This window comes from uncultured Oribacterium sp. (genome assembly GCF_902481605.1).
Lineage (GTDB): Bacteria > Bacillota > Clostridia > Lachnospirales > Lachnospiraceae > Oribacterium > Oribacterium sinus.
In genome coordinates, this window is the sequence record NZ_CABSXI010000009.1 from 26472 (window position 1) to 41896 (window position 15425).

The window sequence follows — 15425 nt, forward strand, 5'->3', positions numbered from 1 at the left end:
CTTAGAAAATTCCTACAATCTTTTCATTTTCAAAGCCAATCTTTTTTGCTGCCGGCTCCTTTGGCAGACCCGGCATCGTCATAACATCGCCTGCTAAGCATACCACAAATCCTGCTCCAGCGGAGAGGGAAAGTTCACGAATTTCAATCCGGAAATTCTTCGGTCTTCCCAAAAGATTCGGCTTATCGGATAAGCTGTAGGGCGTCTTTGCCATACAAATCGGAAGATTGGAATAGCAGGATTCTTCCAGCTTCTTTATTTCCTCTTTAGCCTTATTCGAATACTCTACCCCGTCGGCACCGTAAATTTCCTTCGCCAGGAGTTCAATCTTCTGAGATATCCTCTGCTCCGGAGTTTGCAAAGTATGGAAATTCACTTCGCCGGCTTCCACAGTTTCCAGCACTGCCTTGGCAAGCTCTTCTCCTCCTTCACTTCCCTTTCCGTAAGCTTCCATAATGGCACAGCGAACGCCTCTCTTAGCACAGAAATCCTTTAAGAAGGAAAGCTCCCCCTCGGTATCTGTAGCAAAACGATTTACTGCCACAACTGCAGGAACACCGAATTTCTTTACATTTTCGATATGCTTTTCCAAGTTCTCTAAGCCTTTTTCCAATGCTTCACGATTCTCCTTGGAAATCTCTTCCTTAGGAAGTCCGCCGTAGTATTTTAAGGTACGAAGGGTAGTTACGATTACGGCACAAGAAGGCGTTAATCCGGCTGCCGCACACTTAATATCAAAGAACTTCTCCGCTCCCAGGTCGGCACCGAAGCCTGCTTCGGTCACCAGAAAATCTGCTAAAGCCAAGCCCATCTTGGTGGCCCTTATGGAGTTACAGCCATGAGCAATGTTAGCAAAGGGTCCACCATGGATAATGGCAAGGTTTCCTTCCAGACTTTGCACAAGATTAGGTTGCATAGCATCCTTTAAAAGAACCGCCATAGCTCCGGTACATTCCAAATCCTTTGCATAGACTCTCTCACCCTTCTTGTTATAGGCTACTACGATTTTGTCTAAACGCTCCTGTAAATCCTTCATATCCTTGGCCAGACAAAGAATCGCCATGATTTCGGAGGCTACCGTAATCTGGAAATGATCCTCTCTCATAGCACCGTCCGCCTGATTTCCCAATCCAACGATAACATTTCTCAAAACTCTGTCATTCATATCCAAACAACGCTTCCAAAGAATCTTTTTGGGGTTGATTTCCAAAGCATTGCCCTGATGAATATGATTATCCAAAACTGCGGCCAGTAGGTTATTGGCAGAAGTGATGGCATGGAAGTCTCCCGTAAAATGAAGGTTAATGTCCTCCATGGGAGCAACCTGAGAATAGCCTCCGCCTGCAGCTCCCCCCTTTACGCCGAAGCATGGTCCAAGGCTGGGCTCTCTTAATGCCACAATGCTCTTCTTTCCTAAACGGTTCAACGCATCATTTAAGCCGATAGAAACTGTGGTCTTTCCCTCTCCTAAGGGCGTGGGATTGGTGGCGGTAACCAGAATCAATTTTCCCTTCTGCTTTCCTTCATGGGCAGCACAAAAATTTTGGGATAATTTTGCCTTATATTTTCCATAAAGCTCTAAATCCTCTTCGGAAATCCCATAATTTTTAGCCACTAAAGCAATTGGTTTCAGTGTTACCTCCTGAGCAATTTCTAAATCTGATTTCATTTACTCCATCCTTTCTGTAGACAGTAACTCCTCAAATTCTTCCATGTTCATTAAAACCTTTCTGGCCTTGGTGCCTTCCTCCTCTCCAACGACATGTTCCGCAGCCAACTGATCCATTATCCTTGCCGCCCGATTAAAACCGATGCGGAATTTTCTTTGTAAAAAGCCGATACTTGCCTTGTCCGTTTCAATCACCAGTGATCCGGCCTCCGCAAAAAGCTCGTCTCTATCGCTCTGACTTCCTCCCGTCTCTTCCGTGGCTTCTTTTTCTAGGCTCTTAGAGATGGAATGGTTATACTCCGCTTCTCCTTGAGACTTTAAAAATTCCGTGACCTTAGCCACCTCTTCATCCGATACAAAGGCTCCCTGTACTCGGATAGGCTTGGGTAAATTCTGAGGGAAGAAAAGCATATCTCCCTTTCCCAGAAGCTTTTCCGCTCCATTCATGTCGATAATGGTACGGGAATCCACTCCGCTACTTACGGAAAAGGCAATACGGGAAGGAACATTTGCCTTAATCAGTCCCGTTATGACATTAACGGAAGGTCTTTGGGTAGCAATAATCAAATGCATTCCGCAGGCTCTTGCCAGCTGAGTCAATCGGACAATAGCATCCTCCACTTCCGACGCCGATACCATCATCAAATCCGCAAGCTCATCAATAATGATTAAGATCTGGGGAAGAACGGAAAGTCCCTCCTTCTCTCTTTCTTCCTCGGTAAGGCCACGTATTTTTTCGTTGTAGCCGGATAAGTCTCTTACACCGTAAGCGGCAAATTTCTTATAGCGACTTGTCATCTCCGCCACAGCCCAGTTCAATGCCGCAGCGGCCTTTTTCGGATCCGTAACCACCGGAATAAGCAAATGAGGAATGCCGTTATATACCTGAAGCTCCACCACCTTAGGATCCACCATGATCATCCTGACCTCTTCCGGACTATAGCGATAGAGTATGGACATAATAAGAGTGTTGATGGAAACGGATTTTCCCGCTCCTGTAGCTCCTGCCACCAGCAGATGGGGCATCTTGGCAATATCCGTTACCACCACCTTGCCTCCAATGTCTTTTCCCACACCAAAAGCCAGTTTCATCCGGTTCTCCTGAAAGGCGGGAGAAGACAGAATATCTCCCAAATACACAACCTGGCTGTTTTTATTGGGAACTTCAATTCCCACCGCAGACTTTCCCGGAATAGGCGCTTCAATACGGATATCCGCCGCCGCCAGTCGCATCTTAATATCATTGCTTAAAGATACAATCTTGGCTAATTTTACCCCCTGCTCCGGTTGCAACTCGTAGCGGGTAACGGATGGTCCTACAGAAACATTACTGATGCTTACGGTAATGCCGAAGCTCTTTAAGGTTTCCTTCAAGGTCTGGGCATTTTTCTCGATTTCACTTCGCTTTTCCTCTTCCTGACTATGGGAACGCTTCAAGAGGGAGAGCGGGGGGAACACATAGGGTTTTGCAGCCTTTTCCGGAACGGAATCCACTGTTAACTCTTCCTCTTTCTTCTCCTGAATACGCTTTTGTAAGTTTTCATTATCGGAAGCAATTCTTCGGCCATCGGAGGTATAGACAACTCTGGAGGAAGGGTCTCCCTGTAAAAGACGCTTCTTCAGTTCCTCTTCGTCCAAGGGCTCTTCTTTCATAGACTGTTTTTTCAAAGACTGTGACTTTGGAACTTCGTCTATCTCAGAAACGTCCTTCGGGAAAAGCTCTTCCACTTTCGAAGAATCTGATAAGCCTTCCACCGTGAAGGAATCCTCTTTCCAGTCTTCCTTCTTACTGTTTATTAAATCCAGTTCTTCCTTAACACTTAGTAAGTCGGAACGGAGCGCTTCCTTCTCCTTATTTTCTTCCGCCTCTAAAAGAGAAACTTCCCTCTCTTCCTTAAAATCTTCCAAATGAAAATCGGTGGTTTGAAAATCCGCCTCTCTCTCTTCCCGTCTAGATCTTCTTTCCTCCAAAGCTTCTCTCGCAGTTTGAGAAATTCTCTGTAAATCGCTTTTTGCCCTTCTTCCCGCCTTTTCCGCTGTCTGCACGGAAAATAAAGCAAAGAGACTCATCAGAGGCTTTTCAGTAATCATCACCAAACATAGTAATATAGCGAAAAACAGCACAATCATGGCTCCAAGACTACCTAAAAATTGCTTTAAAAATAAAAGAAAGATTCCGGGTAATACTCCCCCTTCGGTCAATAAATCCGTTAAATCTTCAGGAATACTCTTTCCTAAAATAAGTACAGGAAGAAAAGCTCCCAGAAAAATATACAAGAAGCAAATAAAAGGAATCTTCCTCATAATCATCGGATTGTTTCGATTTGCCATGGTAAAGGCAACAAGGAAAAATAAGACAAAGGGAAAAAGAACACTGAAGGACCCGAATAAAAATACAAGCCCCTGTGAAAGCCCCTCTCCCACAATTCCGCAAAATCCTAAATTGCTAAGTAGCAAAAGTAAAGAAACAAGGAAGGATAAAATCAAAATGGCTTCTTCTTTGAGTCCTGCGTATGCATTTTGTTCTACATTCCCTTGTATAGCTTTTTTTCTGCTTGTACCTTTACCTGTTTTGTTTTTATTTGTCCTTTTTCTCGCCATAAATCCTCACAACTCCTATTTCTTTCCAGTGCATTATATAACATTTTCAAGACAAAAAAAAGCCAAGGCGCCCCTTGCGATATAGCCCCTGTAGTCCCATCTGAAATAGCCCCTGTAAAAAGATAGCTAATCCTAAAAAATCTAAGGAGTCACTATCAAGGAATGGGTCAGTAATTAAAGACATAATTGACTTTGTCTTAAATGCAAGATAAAATCTTAAAACAAGTTTTTACTGTGGAAGGGAGAACAGCATGATTCATGTAGCGATTGTCAGTCCGGAAAAATCTTTGGAGCCTATAGAAAAGGTCCTGCAAGACCCCTCCTTTGATTGCCAATTTTTCCCCTATATCTATAAGGACTTAAAGGATATTGACAGCATCTATGACGACTGTAAAAAGAAATGTGATGTGATTTTCTTTTCCGGAGAACTGGGTTACCACTATATTCACCAGCGTTTTCCGGATAATCGTATTCCTTGTGCTTTTACCGCCTACGAAACCATTGATGTTCTTTCCATTCTGCTGCAATTTCAAATCGAACATCGGGATCAGCCATTAAACCGGGTATTCTGTGACTTCTTAACTGAAACCAACCATTTTATGGACATCCCCAAATATTTACCGGAAAAATCCTGCCCTATCTTTTACAAGAATCATCATTATGATTACAAGCATATCACCGAATATGCCAAAAACCTATGGAAAAAAGGAAAAATTGACTTGATTCTTTCTCGAAGCATCAATAATCTGGGGCAGCTGGATCAGTTGCAGATTCCTTATATCGCCGTCTTCCCTAATGAAGAAATGATTCGAAGCTCTATTCAACACGCCTTGGACGAACTTCGTTTAGGCAGTATCGCAGAGCAAAATCTCCTCAGTATTTTTCTTCGCCTTCCCTTTACGGAGGAGGTGGAAAAGGAGGAACAGGAATATCGGGAAGCCACTGTTTATAAGTTTTTAACGGAATATCGAAAGGAAAGTCATTTACATTTTGATATCGAAAAAGGCTTTAATCAATTTTCTATCCTTTTGAGCATTTCCATGGAAAAGGATCTGATGCCTATGCTACAGGAATTTCTTTCCGCCTGCAGGAAAAATCTGAACTTTCCTTTCCGTATGGGTATAGGCTTAAGCCATTCTAAGGAACGAAGTCGCTATTATGCGGAGCATGCCCTTTTGGAAAGTAATCGTTACGGAAGAAATGACGCCTTTTTTATGGAAGAGGAAGGAAAGCTGCTTGGCCCTCTTTCCCAGAAATTAAAATTGCTGGCTGATTACAGTAATCCGAAGGCAATAGAATTTGCAAAAGAACAGGGTATTCACGAAAGTAATATCCTGAAGCTTATCAGCCTTTTTGAAAACGATCCTCTGCAAGCACTTAGTGCCCAATATATCGCAGAGCTTCTGGCCATCACCCCCCGCTCCGCCAGCAGAATTCTGGCAAAGCTTCTACAGCTAAGGTTAATTCGTCAGGGACAGCTGGAGGAAGGAGAATCCTTGAAAGAAAAAAAGAAAATGCGACACGGCAGACCCGCATTGCATTTTCATTTCGAAGAAGAGGCTTTCAAACGGACGTTTTTTATGGAATAAAAAAGGATTGTGCGACAAAAAATTGATCGATTTTCCTCAGTATAGGGCTGTAACAGGGGCAATCTGAGCCCGCCGGTACTTGCGAAAAACGAGTGAAATGAAGTTTTTCGCTTAGTACCGATGCGTAGGCGAAGTTAGCGGGAGCGTGCCCCGGGTATAGCCCTATACTGAAGGAAAATATCATAATCTTTCCAATCCTTTTTTATACCGTAATACTAACGTCCTTCTCTTCCAAAGAAAAAGCAAGCCACGGTGCCGGGGCCGGTATGGCAGGCAATGGTGCCGCCAATCACAAAGGTCTCAATCTTCGCCTTCGGATAGCGTTCCAGAATCTTCTCCTTTAAGCTTTCCACATCCTCAGGGCAGGCGGAATGACAGAGAAATACCTTCTCCTCTTCCATAAATCCCTTCTTTTCCATCTTGGACAGCAGGTTATTAAAGGCCTGCTTTTTTCCTCTTGCCTTTTCGATAGGTTTTAGGGTTCCCTCTTCCGTAATCATGATAATGGGACAGATGTTCAATAAACCGCCGATAAAGCCGGCCGCCTTGGAGATTCTTCCTCCCTGGATAAAGAAGCGAAGATCTGAAGTAAAGAAATATCCATGTAAATGATTTCTGTATTCCAGAATCTTCTCAACAAGCTCCTCCATGGAAAGTCCCCGGTCTCTCAAATCTGCTGCCTTATCCACCAAGAGTCCGTAGCCTACAGAGGCGGAAAGAGAGTCTATAATCTCAATCTTTCTATCCGGAAATTCCTCCAGGAGAATGTCCTTGGCAATTTCACAGGAATTTCTGGTGCCGGATATTCCGCTGGATAAGCAGAAATGAACAATATCCTTTCCCGCCTCCAAGCTGGGGCGGAAAAGAGTCATATATTCTTCACTGTTTACCTGGGAAGTCTTACTCTTCTCCCCATTTAACATTCTTTCAAATAATTTCTCCTGAGAAAGGGAGGCATAAAAATCGTCTCTGTACTCCTCTTCATTTAAATAAAAACGAAAGTAGGCTAAAAGAATGTTTCTTTTTTCCGCCCATTCCTTAGAAATATCCACTGTAGAACAACAAGATAAAACGTAGCTTTCCATACCGTCTCCTTATTCCCTTCTGATGCTTTTCTTGGCTTATGCTTTTCTTATACTTTCTGCTTTTCTTTTGCTTTTCTGCTTTGAATATATTTTATTGCTTTAATACTTTACTTATGCCCCTTTGTTTCCTTTAGCTGTTCCTGCTTTCACTATTCCCCTAATACATTTCGAATTGCCACAGGAGTTCTGTAATTCCAACGGTAAATTCGAATTCCGGAACGTCTGGAGGCCGCATTGACCACCTGACCGTTACCAATATAGATTCCTACATGATTTACCACACCTCTCCTGTTGGCATAGAAAATCAAATCTCCGGGACGCATATTTTCACTGCTGACCTTCACACCGGTTCTGGACTGTTCCCTGGAAACTCTGGGTAAAGAAACTCCATATTTACTCATAATTGTCTGAGTAAAGCCGGAGCAGTCGCAACCGTGGGTTAAAGAGGTTCCTCCCCACACATAGGGATTACCGACAAATTGACAAGCAAAGTTTACCAAATCGCTTCGTCTCTTTGCCGCAATATTGGCTCTATCCTGTGCCGGTCTATAGGAAATGGCCTCGATTAAACCGTAGTTTACGGTAACATTGTTATCTCTTGTAGAAACATAGGCTCCCTGATCCCCCTCCTGATCATCTCCGGAGTCTAAGTCCAGCTGTACCCATCCATCCAGCTGATTAACTACAGAATATCTTTGATCTCTTGTAACCTTGGTCCAGGCATTGGATTCCGTACTGGGATTTGCCCTGACGTTTAAGGCATCCGTATTGACTGTTGCCATAACCTGGGCATGGGCAAGAGCCAGCTGCTCCGCTTCCTTTCCTTGCGCCACCAGCTCCGACTTTACATAGCCGGTGATTTCTCCGGAACGGATTTTCAGCCAACCGTTTTCTTCCCCTAAAATATCTCCTCCCGCATAGCCCGGGAATTTTCCGATAATGTTGTCAATGCCCTTGTCGGCAGGGTCGGAACGGATATTGATATAGTCTTGGGCCTTTGATACACCAAGGTGATCATACTGGTTTATAACCTTTTGCTTTAAATTGTAGCTTCGCGCCTCATCCAAGCCATATTCCAAACGCACATTTTCCGCACTGGAAGATATATAAGCCTCTTCCACCCCTTCGATGGTATCCGCAGAAATTTTCAGATAATCCTTTCCGCTTCTTCCCAATACAATATAGCGTTCACCCTTGGCACAGGAACCTAAGGTATTTCCGTCAATCTTCTCCGGAGTAGAACGAATACGAAGCTTTTCCGCCAGGATGGTAACTCTTGGCTCCATATATTCCTTGGCCTTTTCTTTAGCTTTCTCTCCCTCCAGCAAAAACTGCTTGGAAATATAGCCATCCAAACCTCCGGAACGGACCTTCACCCAGTTCTCCGTTCCCGCCGCCGGAGACTCTAAAATCTCCACTCCCGCTCCATTTTTTAAAATTCCGATAATGTTTTGAATATCATTTTCATTAGGCTGGGAACGGAAGTTAATAAAGCTGGAATCACACTGTACCAGTCCCAGATTGGTATATCGGGAAAGAGCAAGCTCCTCTTCCTCCTGCTTTCTTTCCTCCACCTTTTTGGAAAGCTCTGAGGAACTGGCTTTCTCATCCACTACATCCTCCAGGTTGGAAGCGGAAGCCTCTTTCGTTACCGGCTTCTCTTTGCTTTTTCCGCAGGCTGAAATACTGCAAAGGCAAAGCAAAATTAATATGACATATTTTTTCATCGGCAAAATCATATCCTTTCTTTCCCAACGGAAAGCATACTATGAACTCTCATAGCCGGCTTTTTGCTTAAGTACGATCTAATCCTGTAAGCAGATAAAAGCTCCCTGCAGTCCTCTTTTTCCCTGACTGTAACGGTGAGAAAAAAACAGTTCCGGATTCTCCATGGTACAATAACCGCTGATGGAAATATGCTCTTCTTTTATTCCGCAATTCAGCGCTATCCTACGGTTTAAATCCCATAAGTCCAGTTGAAATTTATCCTTTGAAATCCTATGAATTGGAGAAGCTGTATCTTCCCCTAAATCCGGATAATCCTCCAGAAAGGAAAGAGCCAAGTCTTCCGAAACAACGTATTGCTCCTTACAAATACTGGGGCCGATGGCAACAAGAATCTCCGCAGGATTTGAAGAGAAATGCTGTCTCATTTCCTCCACCACGTTTTGAAGAATCTTCCCCTTGGTTCCCCTCCAGCCGCTATGGCAGGCTCCTACCGCTTTATGAATAGGATCATAAAATAGAATCGGAACACAGTCTGCAGAAAAGCAGGAAAGTATAATTCCTTTCTCATCCGTGATTAAAGCATCTATTCCCTCATAATCTCTATCTTTTGTAATGCCCTTTCCCCTGTCCTTCGCGCCTACCTTCAGTACCTTGGTTTCATGGCTTTGCTTGCTAAGAACAAAGTCCTCAGGAGTTTTCTCAAAACGCTCTCCGATTCTCCGGAAATTCTCCAGGACGTTTTCCTTGGCATCCTCCACGGAGAAGCTTAGGTTCAAAGAAGCCAAATGTTCCTTGGATACGCCACCCTTCCTGGTGGAGAAGCCATGCTGTAACCCTGTTTCTCTCTGGAAAAGGGGAGATTCCACCATTGGGAGAATGCCCGTGCTGATTTTATATTCCACCAAAGGAAAAGGGTGTTCCTTAAGCTGATTCATTTGTCCTCCTATAGACTTTATGATTTTTTCTCTTCTTCCAAAATCTCTCGAAGAGCAGATGCCTCGGGAAGGGGTAAAACCGCGCCATCCAAGCCTGCTTTCTTTGCACCCTCAATGTTTTCCGTTAAATCATCTATAAAAAAGCAATCCTTTGCTTCCAAAGAAAAATGCTTTAAAAATCTTTCATAAATAATATCTTGAGGCTTCAAGCAATGAAAGGCCGCAGAATAAAAAATTCCGTCAAAATATTCCGATCCGGGAAGCACTTCCCTCCAAATCGGAACCAGCCGCATGGACGCATTGGACAAAAGATAAAGCTTTCTTCCCTGCTCCTTCTCCTCCTTTAGGATTTCCGCCACTCCCGGGATTTTTTTCATATTGAACTTATCCCAGTTTTTAAAACAGCTCTTGCAAAGCTCTGCTACCTGCGGTGAACTGCAACGTTTCATCCATGCTTTCAAAGCATCCTCCTCAGACATCAGCCCCGCATCCAATCGGATCCACTCTCCGGAATAAAACATCACATCTTTAATTTCTTTAATCCAATCTTCTCTATCTGTATATTCTTGAATCACCCAAACCGGATCATAGGTGACTAAGACATTTCCCATATCCAAAACAAGATTTTTGTGCATTATCTTTCTCCTTTATTTTAAATGCTTCTCTATTGTACCAAATCAGAGAAAAAAGAAAAGAAAGAAAAAACGAAAGAAAAATAGACACAAAAAAACCCGAGCAATGCTCGGGAGTGACGAATCCGGGAATCGAACCCGGGATTCAGCCGTGAGAGGGCTGCGTCTTAACCGCTTGACCAATTCGCCTCAGTCGATTCAAAACCGACTAGCGTATATTAGCAAATATTTTATCCCTCGTCAAGAACTTTTTCAAAATCTTTGAAAAAATTCGGATAAGAAATCTGAATACATTCGGAATCCTCAATTTGCATGGGCTTTTCCGCCCTGCAAAGAAGTCCTAAAACAGAAAAGCTCATTGCAATTCTGTGATCCAAAAAGCTGGGAATCTTCTTTCCTTCCAGAGCGAATACAGAGCCTTTTCCCGGAATAATCATGCCATCTTCCGTTTCCACTGCAGAAATGCCCAGGCACTGTAAGTTCTCCACACAGGCCTTGATTCGATTGGACTCCTTTACCTTAAGCTCCGCCGCATCATAAATTCTGGTGTTTCCCTCTGCAATCGTAGCCAGTACAGCCAGTAGGGGAAGCTCATCAATCAAACGAGGAATCAAGTCTCCTCCGATATCCACTGCCTTTAAAGATCCATAGCTAAGACAAATATCCCCCCGCTCTTCTCCATACACCGTAGAGCAGTTTTCCAGGGAAATCTTCGCTCCCATCTTTTCCAATACGGTTAAAATTCCACACCTGCTGGGATTCAGACCGATATTCTTAAGTCGTAAAGAAGAACCGGGAAGAAAAAATACGGAAGCCATAAAATAGGCCGCAGAGGAAATATCTCCCGGCACAAGATACTCTTCGGAGAGAGCCTTAAGCTCCTGCCCTCCCTCCAAAGAAATCTCCACTCTGCCATCCTCTAAGCTTCTTGTAGAACATTCCACACCCATAGCCCTCAAAAGACGTTCCGTATGGTCTCTTGAAAGACTCGGTTCAATCAGCGAGGTCTTCCCCTTGGCATAAAGCCCTGCCAAAAGAACGGAAGACTTCACCTGGGCGGAAGCAACCGGACTTTCGTAGCAAATCCCATTCAGAGGAGAGCCGCTAATCTCCAAAGGAGCTGTACCCTTTTCTCCTTGCATCTTGATTTTTGCCCCCATCTTTTCCAGGGGAAGGCAAACCCGCTTCATAGGACGTTTTTCCAGACTTTCATCTCCCGTTAAGCAGGAGGAAAAGCTTTGCCCTGCTAAGATTCCTGCCATCAGTCGCATGGTGGTGCCGGAATTCCCGCAGTATAAGGCTTCGCCCGGAGCCTTTAAGCCGTGAAGGCCAAGGCCTTGAATTCGGAGGCTGTCCTGCTCCTGTTCTATGGAAACGCCCATTTTTCGGAAAACGGAAATGGTGGATAAACAGTCTTCCCCCGGCAAAAAGCCTTTTACTTTCGTTTCTCCCTTGGCCAAGGCGGAAAACATCACCGCCCGGTGAGAAATGCTTTTGTCTCCGGGCACCGTTAAGCTTCCCTTTATCACTTTTCCCGCTCCCGCGATGCTTTTCATCATTCGATATAGCCTTTCATTTGCAGATAATTTCTCATCAACAATTCCATCTCATCATAATTGATGCGAGAAGCATTAATCATCAAATCGTAATTGTCCGGTTTCATCCATTCTTCTCCGGTATAATAACGATGATATTCTTTTCTTTCCTTATCAATCTTCTTGATACGCTTCTTAGCCTCTTCCCGATCCACCTTACAATAGTCCATGGTTCTTTCAATACGTTTTTCCATATCTGCATAAACGAAGAAATCCACATGTTCCTTCCCGGCATCTCGAAGAACCACATTGGCACAACGGCCGGCAATAATACAGCATTCCTGCTCTGCCAGCTCCACCACCACCTGACTTTGAAAACGAAATAGATTCTCGGGGCTCACGATATCCTCAGATAAACTGGGCTTTCCCAATCTGGGCTTTAAGGAATCCACGATCTTAAACAGCACATTGCTTCCGGCCTTCTCATCCGCCAGACGAAAATACTGCTCTCCAATGGCAGTTTTCTCTGAGGTGATTTTTAAAATCTCCTCATCATAAAAGGGAATCCCCAGGCTTTCCGCCAAACGCTTTCCCACAATTCTTCCTCCGGAACCGTACTGCCTGCCAATAGTTATTACAAAGTCTTTCTTTAACATAGTCTCTCCTCCCCTTCTTAGGATAAAAGAATACGATCGTTGTCCAATGCCTTTCCGGACTTTGCCATAAAAAGCTCCAGCAGCTTATCTACGGAAAGTCCCTCTCTCTCCTGCCCGCATAAATCCAAAACGATATTTCCCTGATCCATCATCAAAGTTCGATTTCCAAGTTCCAAAGCCTGATGCATATTATGGGTAATCATCAGACAGGTGATTTTTCTCTCTTCCACAATATTCCGGGTCAGTTCCAATACCTTATCCGCGGTTTTCGGATCCAATGCCGCTGTATGCTCGTCCAAAAGCAACAGCTTCGGCGTTACCATGGTGGCCATTAAAAGAGTAAGAGCCTGTCTTTGTCCGCCGGAAAGCAATCCCACAGGATGATTCATCCGTTCCTCCAAGCCCATTTCCAAAAGGCTTAGCTGCTCCCGAAAGAATTCTCTGTCCTTCTTTTTCACTCTGGAAAATAAAGAGCTGTGGGAAGCTCGAAGATAGGAAACAGAGAGATTTTCCTCAATGCTCATGTGGGGCGCGGTACCCATCAGAGGATCCTGAAAAAGTCTTCCGATAAATTTACTCCGCTTATGCTCCTGTAAAAAGGTAATATCTTCTCCCTCTAAAACCACCGAGCCTCTGTCCAATAAAAAGCTCCCGGAAATTGCATTAAAGAGGGTGGATTTTCCTGCTCCGTTACTTCCTACTATAGTCGCAAAATCTCCGGAAGACAAATGCAAATTTAAATCCTGCAAGGCTTTTTTTTCATGAATGGTTCCCGCATTAAAGGTCTTATAAATATGGGATAAACTAAGCATGCTTCTCCCCTTCCTTTTTCTGTCGTTCCATAGCATTTCGTCTTAATCTGCTATATTGTAAAAGTTCCTTCACCTTGGTGGAAGAAATTGCCAGAGCCACAATGCAGGCACTGACCAGCTTGAAGGCTTCCGTCGGTACCTTTAAACGTAAAGCCAGTGCAATAATGCTTCTATAAAGCAGAGAACCGAATACCACACCCAAAAGACGCAAAATCAGCTTTTTCTTTCCGAAAATGCTTTCCCCAATAACTAAAGATGCTAATGCCACCGTTACCATACCGGTACCCAGATTAATATCAGCCGTTTTGTTATACTGTGCGATTAAAGAACCGGAAAGACCGGTTAAAGCATTGGACAGACAAAGTCCTACCGTAATGGTAAAGGTTGGATTAATGGAGGAAGCTCGGACCATAGCAGGACTGTCTCCCGTTGCCCGAATCGATAGACCCAGTCCGGTTTTAAAGAACCATTTTAAGAAAAAGCAAAGAAGAAGAACAATAATACTAAGGAGAATCACCACTCCCCACTCATTTAAAAAGGCATTATCCCCTGCAAAGAGCGTAAAAATCGTGTCTGTACCAAAGATGGACAGGTTGGAAGAAAAACCCATCACCGCTAAATTCACGGTATAAAGGCCTGTATTCACAATGATTCCCGCCAAAATACTTTCAATCCCCAGGGTAGTTTGCAAAAAGGCCGTGACAAAGCCGGAAAGAGAACCGGATAACATAGCCATAAAAATTCCCAAAATCGGATGTCCGGAAATTGTAAAAACCGCAGACACTGCCGTGCCTAAAGTATAAGATCCGTCGGTAGAAAGGTCTGCGATATTTAAAATACTATAAGAAATAAATAGTGCCATGGCAACCAGGGCATAAATAAGCCCCAGTTCCACAGCTGTTTTCATAATTCCTACTGTTAAAAATCCACTCATCTTGTATCCTATGATTTAAATTCCTTTTCCGTCTTAATCTCCACAATCTTGGTGCAGAACGGCTTGAAGGCTTCTTTAATCTTATCTAAGGAATAGCCTAATTTTTCGGCAGTTTCCGTATTGACTGTTGCAATACCGTTATCAAAGGTCTGAACCGGAAGGGTTGCCGTGTCCTTACCCTGGCGAAGTACCTCATCCACCATATCCGCAGTAGCCTTTCCAAGCTGTACGTAATCTACGCCGTAACCGGCAAAGGCTCCATTTAACGCAAAGGAATCCGCTCCGCCGTAGTGAGGAATCTTCGCCTTTATCAGCTTCTCATAGAAGGAAAGCTCTGCCTTCTGAATGGTATTGTCTGTAGGAGTGAAGATCGCATCCACCTTCTCTGCAATCAGTGCATCAACAGCCTGACTCACCTCATCGGTGGTGGTTCCGGTCTTTTCTACTACTTCCACACCCTTGTCAGCCAGATACTTCTTCGCTGCTGCAATAGGCTGCTGAGAGGAGTCTTCACTCTTGGAGTACAGAAGACCGATCTTCTTTGCCTCAGGATTCTGGGCAAAAATCAAATCCATAATGGCATCCGTATTTAAGAAATCGGAGGTTCCGGTAATATTTCCTCCCGGCTTTTCCATGGAATCCACAAGCTTTGCGGAAACCGGATCAGAAGCTGCGGAGAAAACGATGGGGATATTTTTTCCTTCAGTCTGAGACTGTACTACCTGAATCGCCGGGGTAGCAATGGGAACAATCACATCCACATCATCCGCAATCAGCTGCGCAGTCATCTGGTTTAATACGGAGGCATCTCCCTGTCCGTTCAAACGATATTCCTTATACTCATACTTTGCTCCGGAGCTTTCAGACAAGCTATCCAGCTCCTCACAAAGACTGTCCTCAATCTGGTTTAAGGAGGGGTGATCCATAAACTTTAAAATACCTACCTTGTAGGTCTTTCCGTCTCCGGCATCTGCCTTGCTATCCGCTTCCTTGCTTTCCTCTTTCGCTGCAGTAGAGGCTTCTGTACCCTTCTGCTCTGTACCCTTTACACTCTCCGCCTGCTGCTTAGCGCCACAAGCCCCTAAAACCATGGCCATAGACAAGACCAATGCTACTCCAAATCTCTTTTTCATAATGTCCTCCTTAAAAACTGTAAGTCTAAACTCTAGCACAAAAGACCTTCTCTTTCAAGAATTCCCCCATGGGAATGCCCCGGCAGAGCGAAAAGAACCATACTTATTTTTCATAT

The 15425-nt window shown here is 44.1% G+C and carries 12 protein-coding genes and 1 tRNA gene; 1 reads left to right on the top strand and 12 read right to left on the bottom strand.

The genetic code is table 11. The features are described 5' to 3' along the window. Nucleotide 1: 1 nt before the first annotated feature. Together RDQ32_RS02965 and RDQ32_RS02970 are read right to left on the bottom strand one after the other, a co-directional pair. Entirely contained in the window at nt 2-1669 is a 1668-nt protein-coding gene (locus RDQ32_RS02965) for a formate--tetrahydrofolate ligase (RefSeq protein WP_308579066.1), read from the bottom strand. Then, a complete protein-coding gene (locus tag RDQ32_RS02970) occupies nt 1670-4270 on the bottom strand; it encodes a DNA translocase FtsK (RefSeq protein WP_308579067.1) in 2601 nt (866 codons plus the stop codon). It lies immediately after the preceding gene. Between the two features lie 251 nt (nt 4271-4521). On the opposite strand from RDQ32_RS02970, the gene RDQ32_RS02975 reads away from it, so the two are divergent. Beyond that, nucleotides 4522-5859 (top strand): MarR family transcriptional regulator, encoded by a 1338-nt coding sequence (locus RDQ32_RS02975; protein ID WP_308579068.1) that lies wholly within the window; start codon nt 4522-4524, stop codon nt 5857-5859. A gap of 215 nt (nt 5860-6074) precedes the next feature. On the opposite strand, the gene RDQ32_RS02980 is transcribed toward RDQ32_RS02975, so the two are convergent. The 10 genes from RDQ32_RS02980 to RDQ32_RS03025 all read right to left on the bottom strand — a co-directional run bounded on the left by RDQ32_RS02980 (nt 6075) and on the right by RDQ32_RS03025 (nt 15273). Next, nucleotides 6075-6944, bottom strand: a complete 870-nt coding sequence (locus RDQ32_RS02980; protein ID WP_308579069.1) for a DegV family protein — start codon at nt 6942-6944, stop codon at nt 6075-6077. Between the two features lie 149 nt (nt 6945-7093). After that, nucleotides 7094-8671, bottom strand: coding sequence for an NlpC/P60 family protein (locus RDQ32_RS02985; RefSeq protein WP_308579070.1), 1578 nt, complete (start codon nt 8669-8671; stop codon nt 7094-7096). A gap of 78 nt (nt 8672-8749) precedes the next feature. Continuing rightward, entirely contained in the window at nt 8750-9607 is an 858-nt protein-coding gene (gene pgeF, locus RDQ32_RS02990) for a peptidoglycan editing factor PgeF (protein ID WP_308579071.1), read from the bottom strand. Between the two features lie 17 nt (nt 9608-9624). Then, nucleotides 9625-10242, bottom strand: a complete 618-nt coding sequence (locus tag RDQ32_RS02995; RefSeq protein WP_308579072.1) for an HAD family phosphatase — start codon at nt 10240-10242, stop codon at nt 9625-9627. A 114-nt stretch (nt 10243-10356) separates the two neighbouring features. Continuing rightward, nucleotides 10357-10428, bottom strand: a tRNA-Glu gene (locus tag RDQ32_RS03000). Nucleotides 10429-10469: 41 nt separating this feature from the next. Next, entirely contained in the window at nt 10470-11798 is a 1329-nt protein-coding gene (aroA, locus tag RDQ32_RS03005; protein WP_308579073.1) for a 3-phosphoshikimate 1-carboxyvinyltransferase, read from the bottom strand. Next, the gene (locus RDQ32_RS03010; protein ID WP_007155908.1) at nt 11795-12430 is read right to left on the bottom strand and encodes a cytidylate kinase-like family protein; all 636 of its coding nucleotides are present in this window, start codon (nt 12428-12430) and stop codon (nt 11795-11797) included. The genes aroA and RDQ32_RS03010 overlap by 4 nt, the downstream gene beginning before the upstream one ends. 17 nt (nt 12431-12447) lie before the next feature. Next, a complete protein-coding gene (locus tag RDQ32_RS03015; protein ID WP_308579074.1) occupies nt 12448-13242 on the bottom strand; it encodes an ATP-binding cassette domain-containing protein in 795 nt (264 codons plus the stop codon). Next, nucleotides 13235-14176 carry an ABC transporter permease gene (locus RDQ32_RS03020; RefSeq protein WP_183681971.1) on the bottom strand — a complete coding sequence of 314 codons (942 nt, stop codon included), beginning with the start codon at nt 14174-14176 and terminating at the stop codon, nt 13235-13237. The genes RDQ32_RS03015 and RDQ32_RS03020 overlap by 8 nt, the downstream gene beginning before the upstream one ends. Before the next feature lie 8 nt (nt 14177-14184). Continuing rightward, complete coding sequence (locus tag RDQ32_RS03025; protein ID WP_308579086.1) at nt 14185-15273, bottom strand: ABC transporter substrate-binding protein; 1089 nt, start codon at nt 15271-15273, stop codon at nt 14185-14187. Nucleotides 15274-15425: the final 152 nt, after the last annotated feature.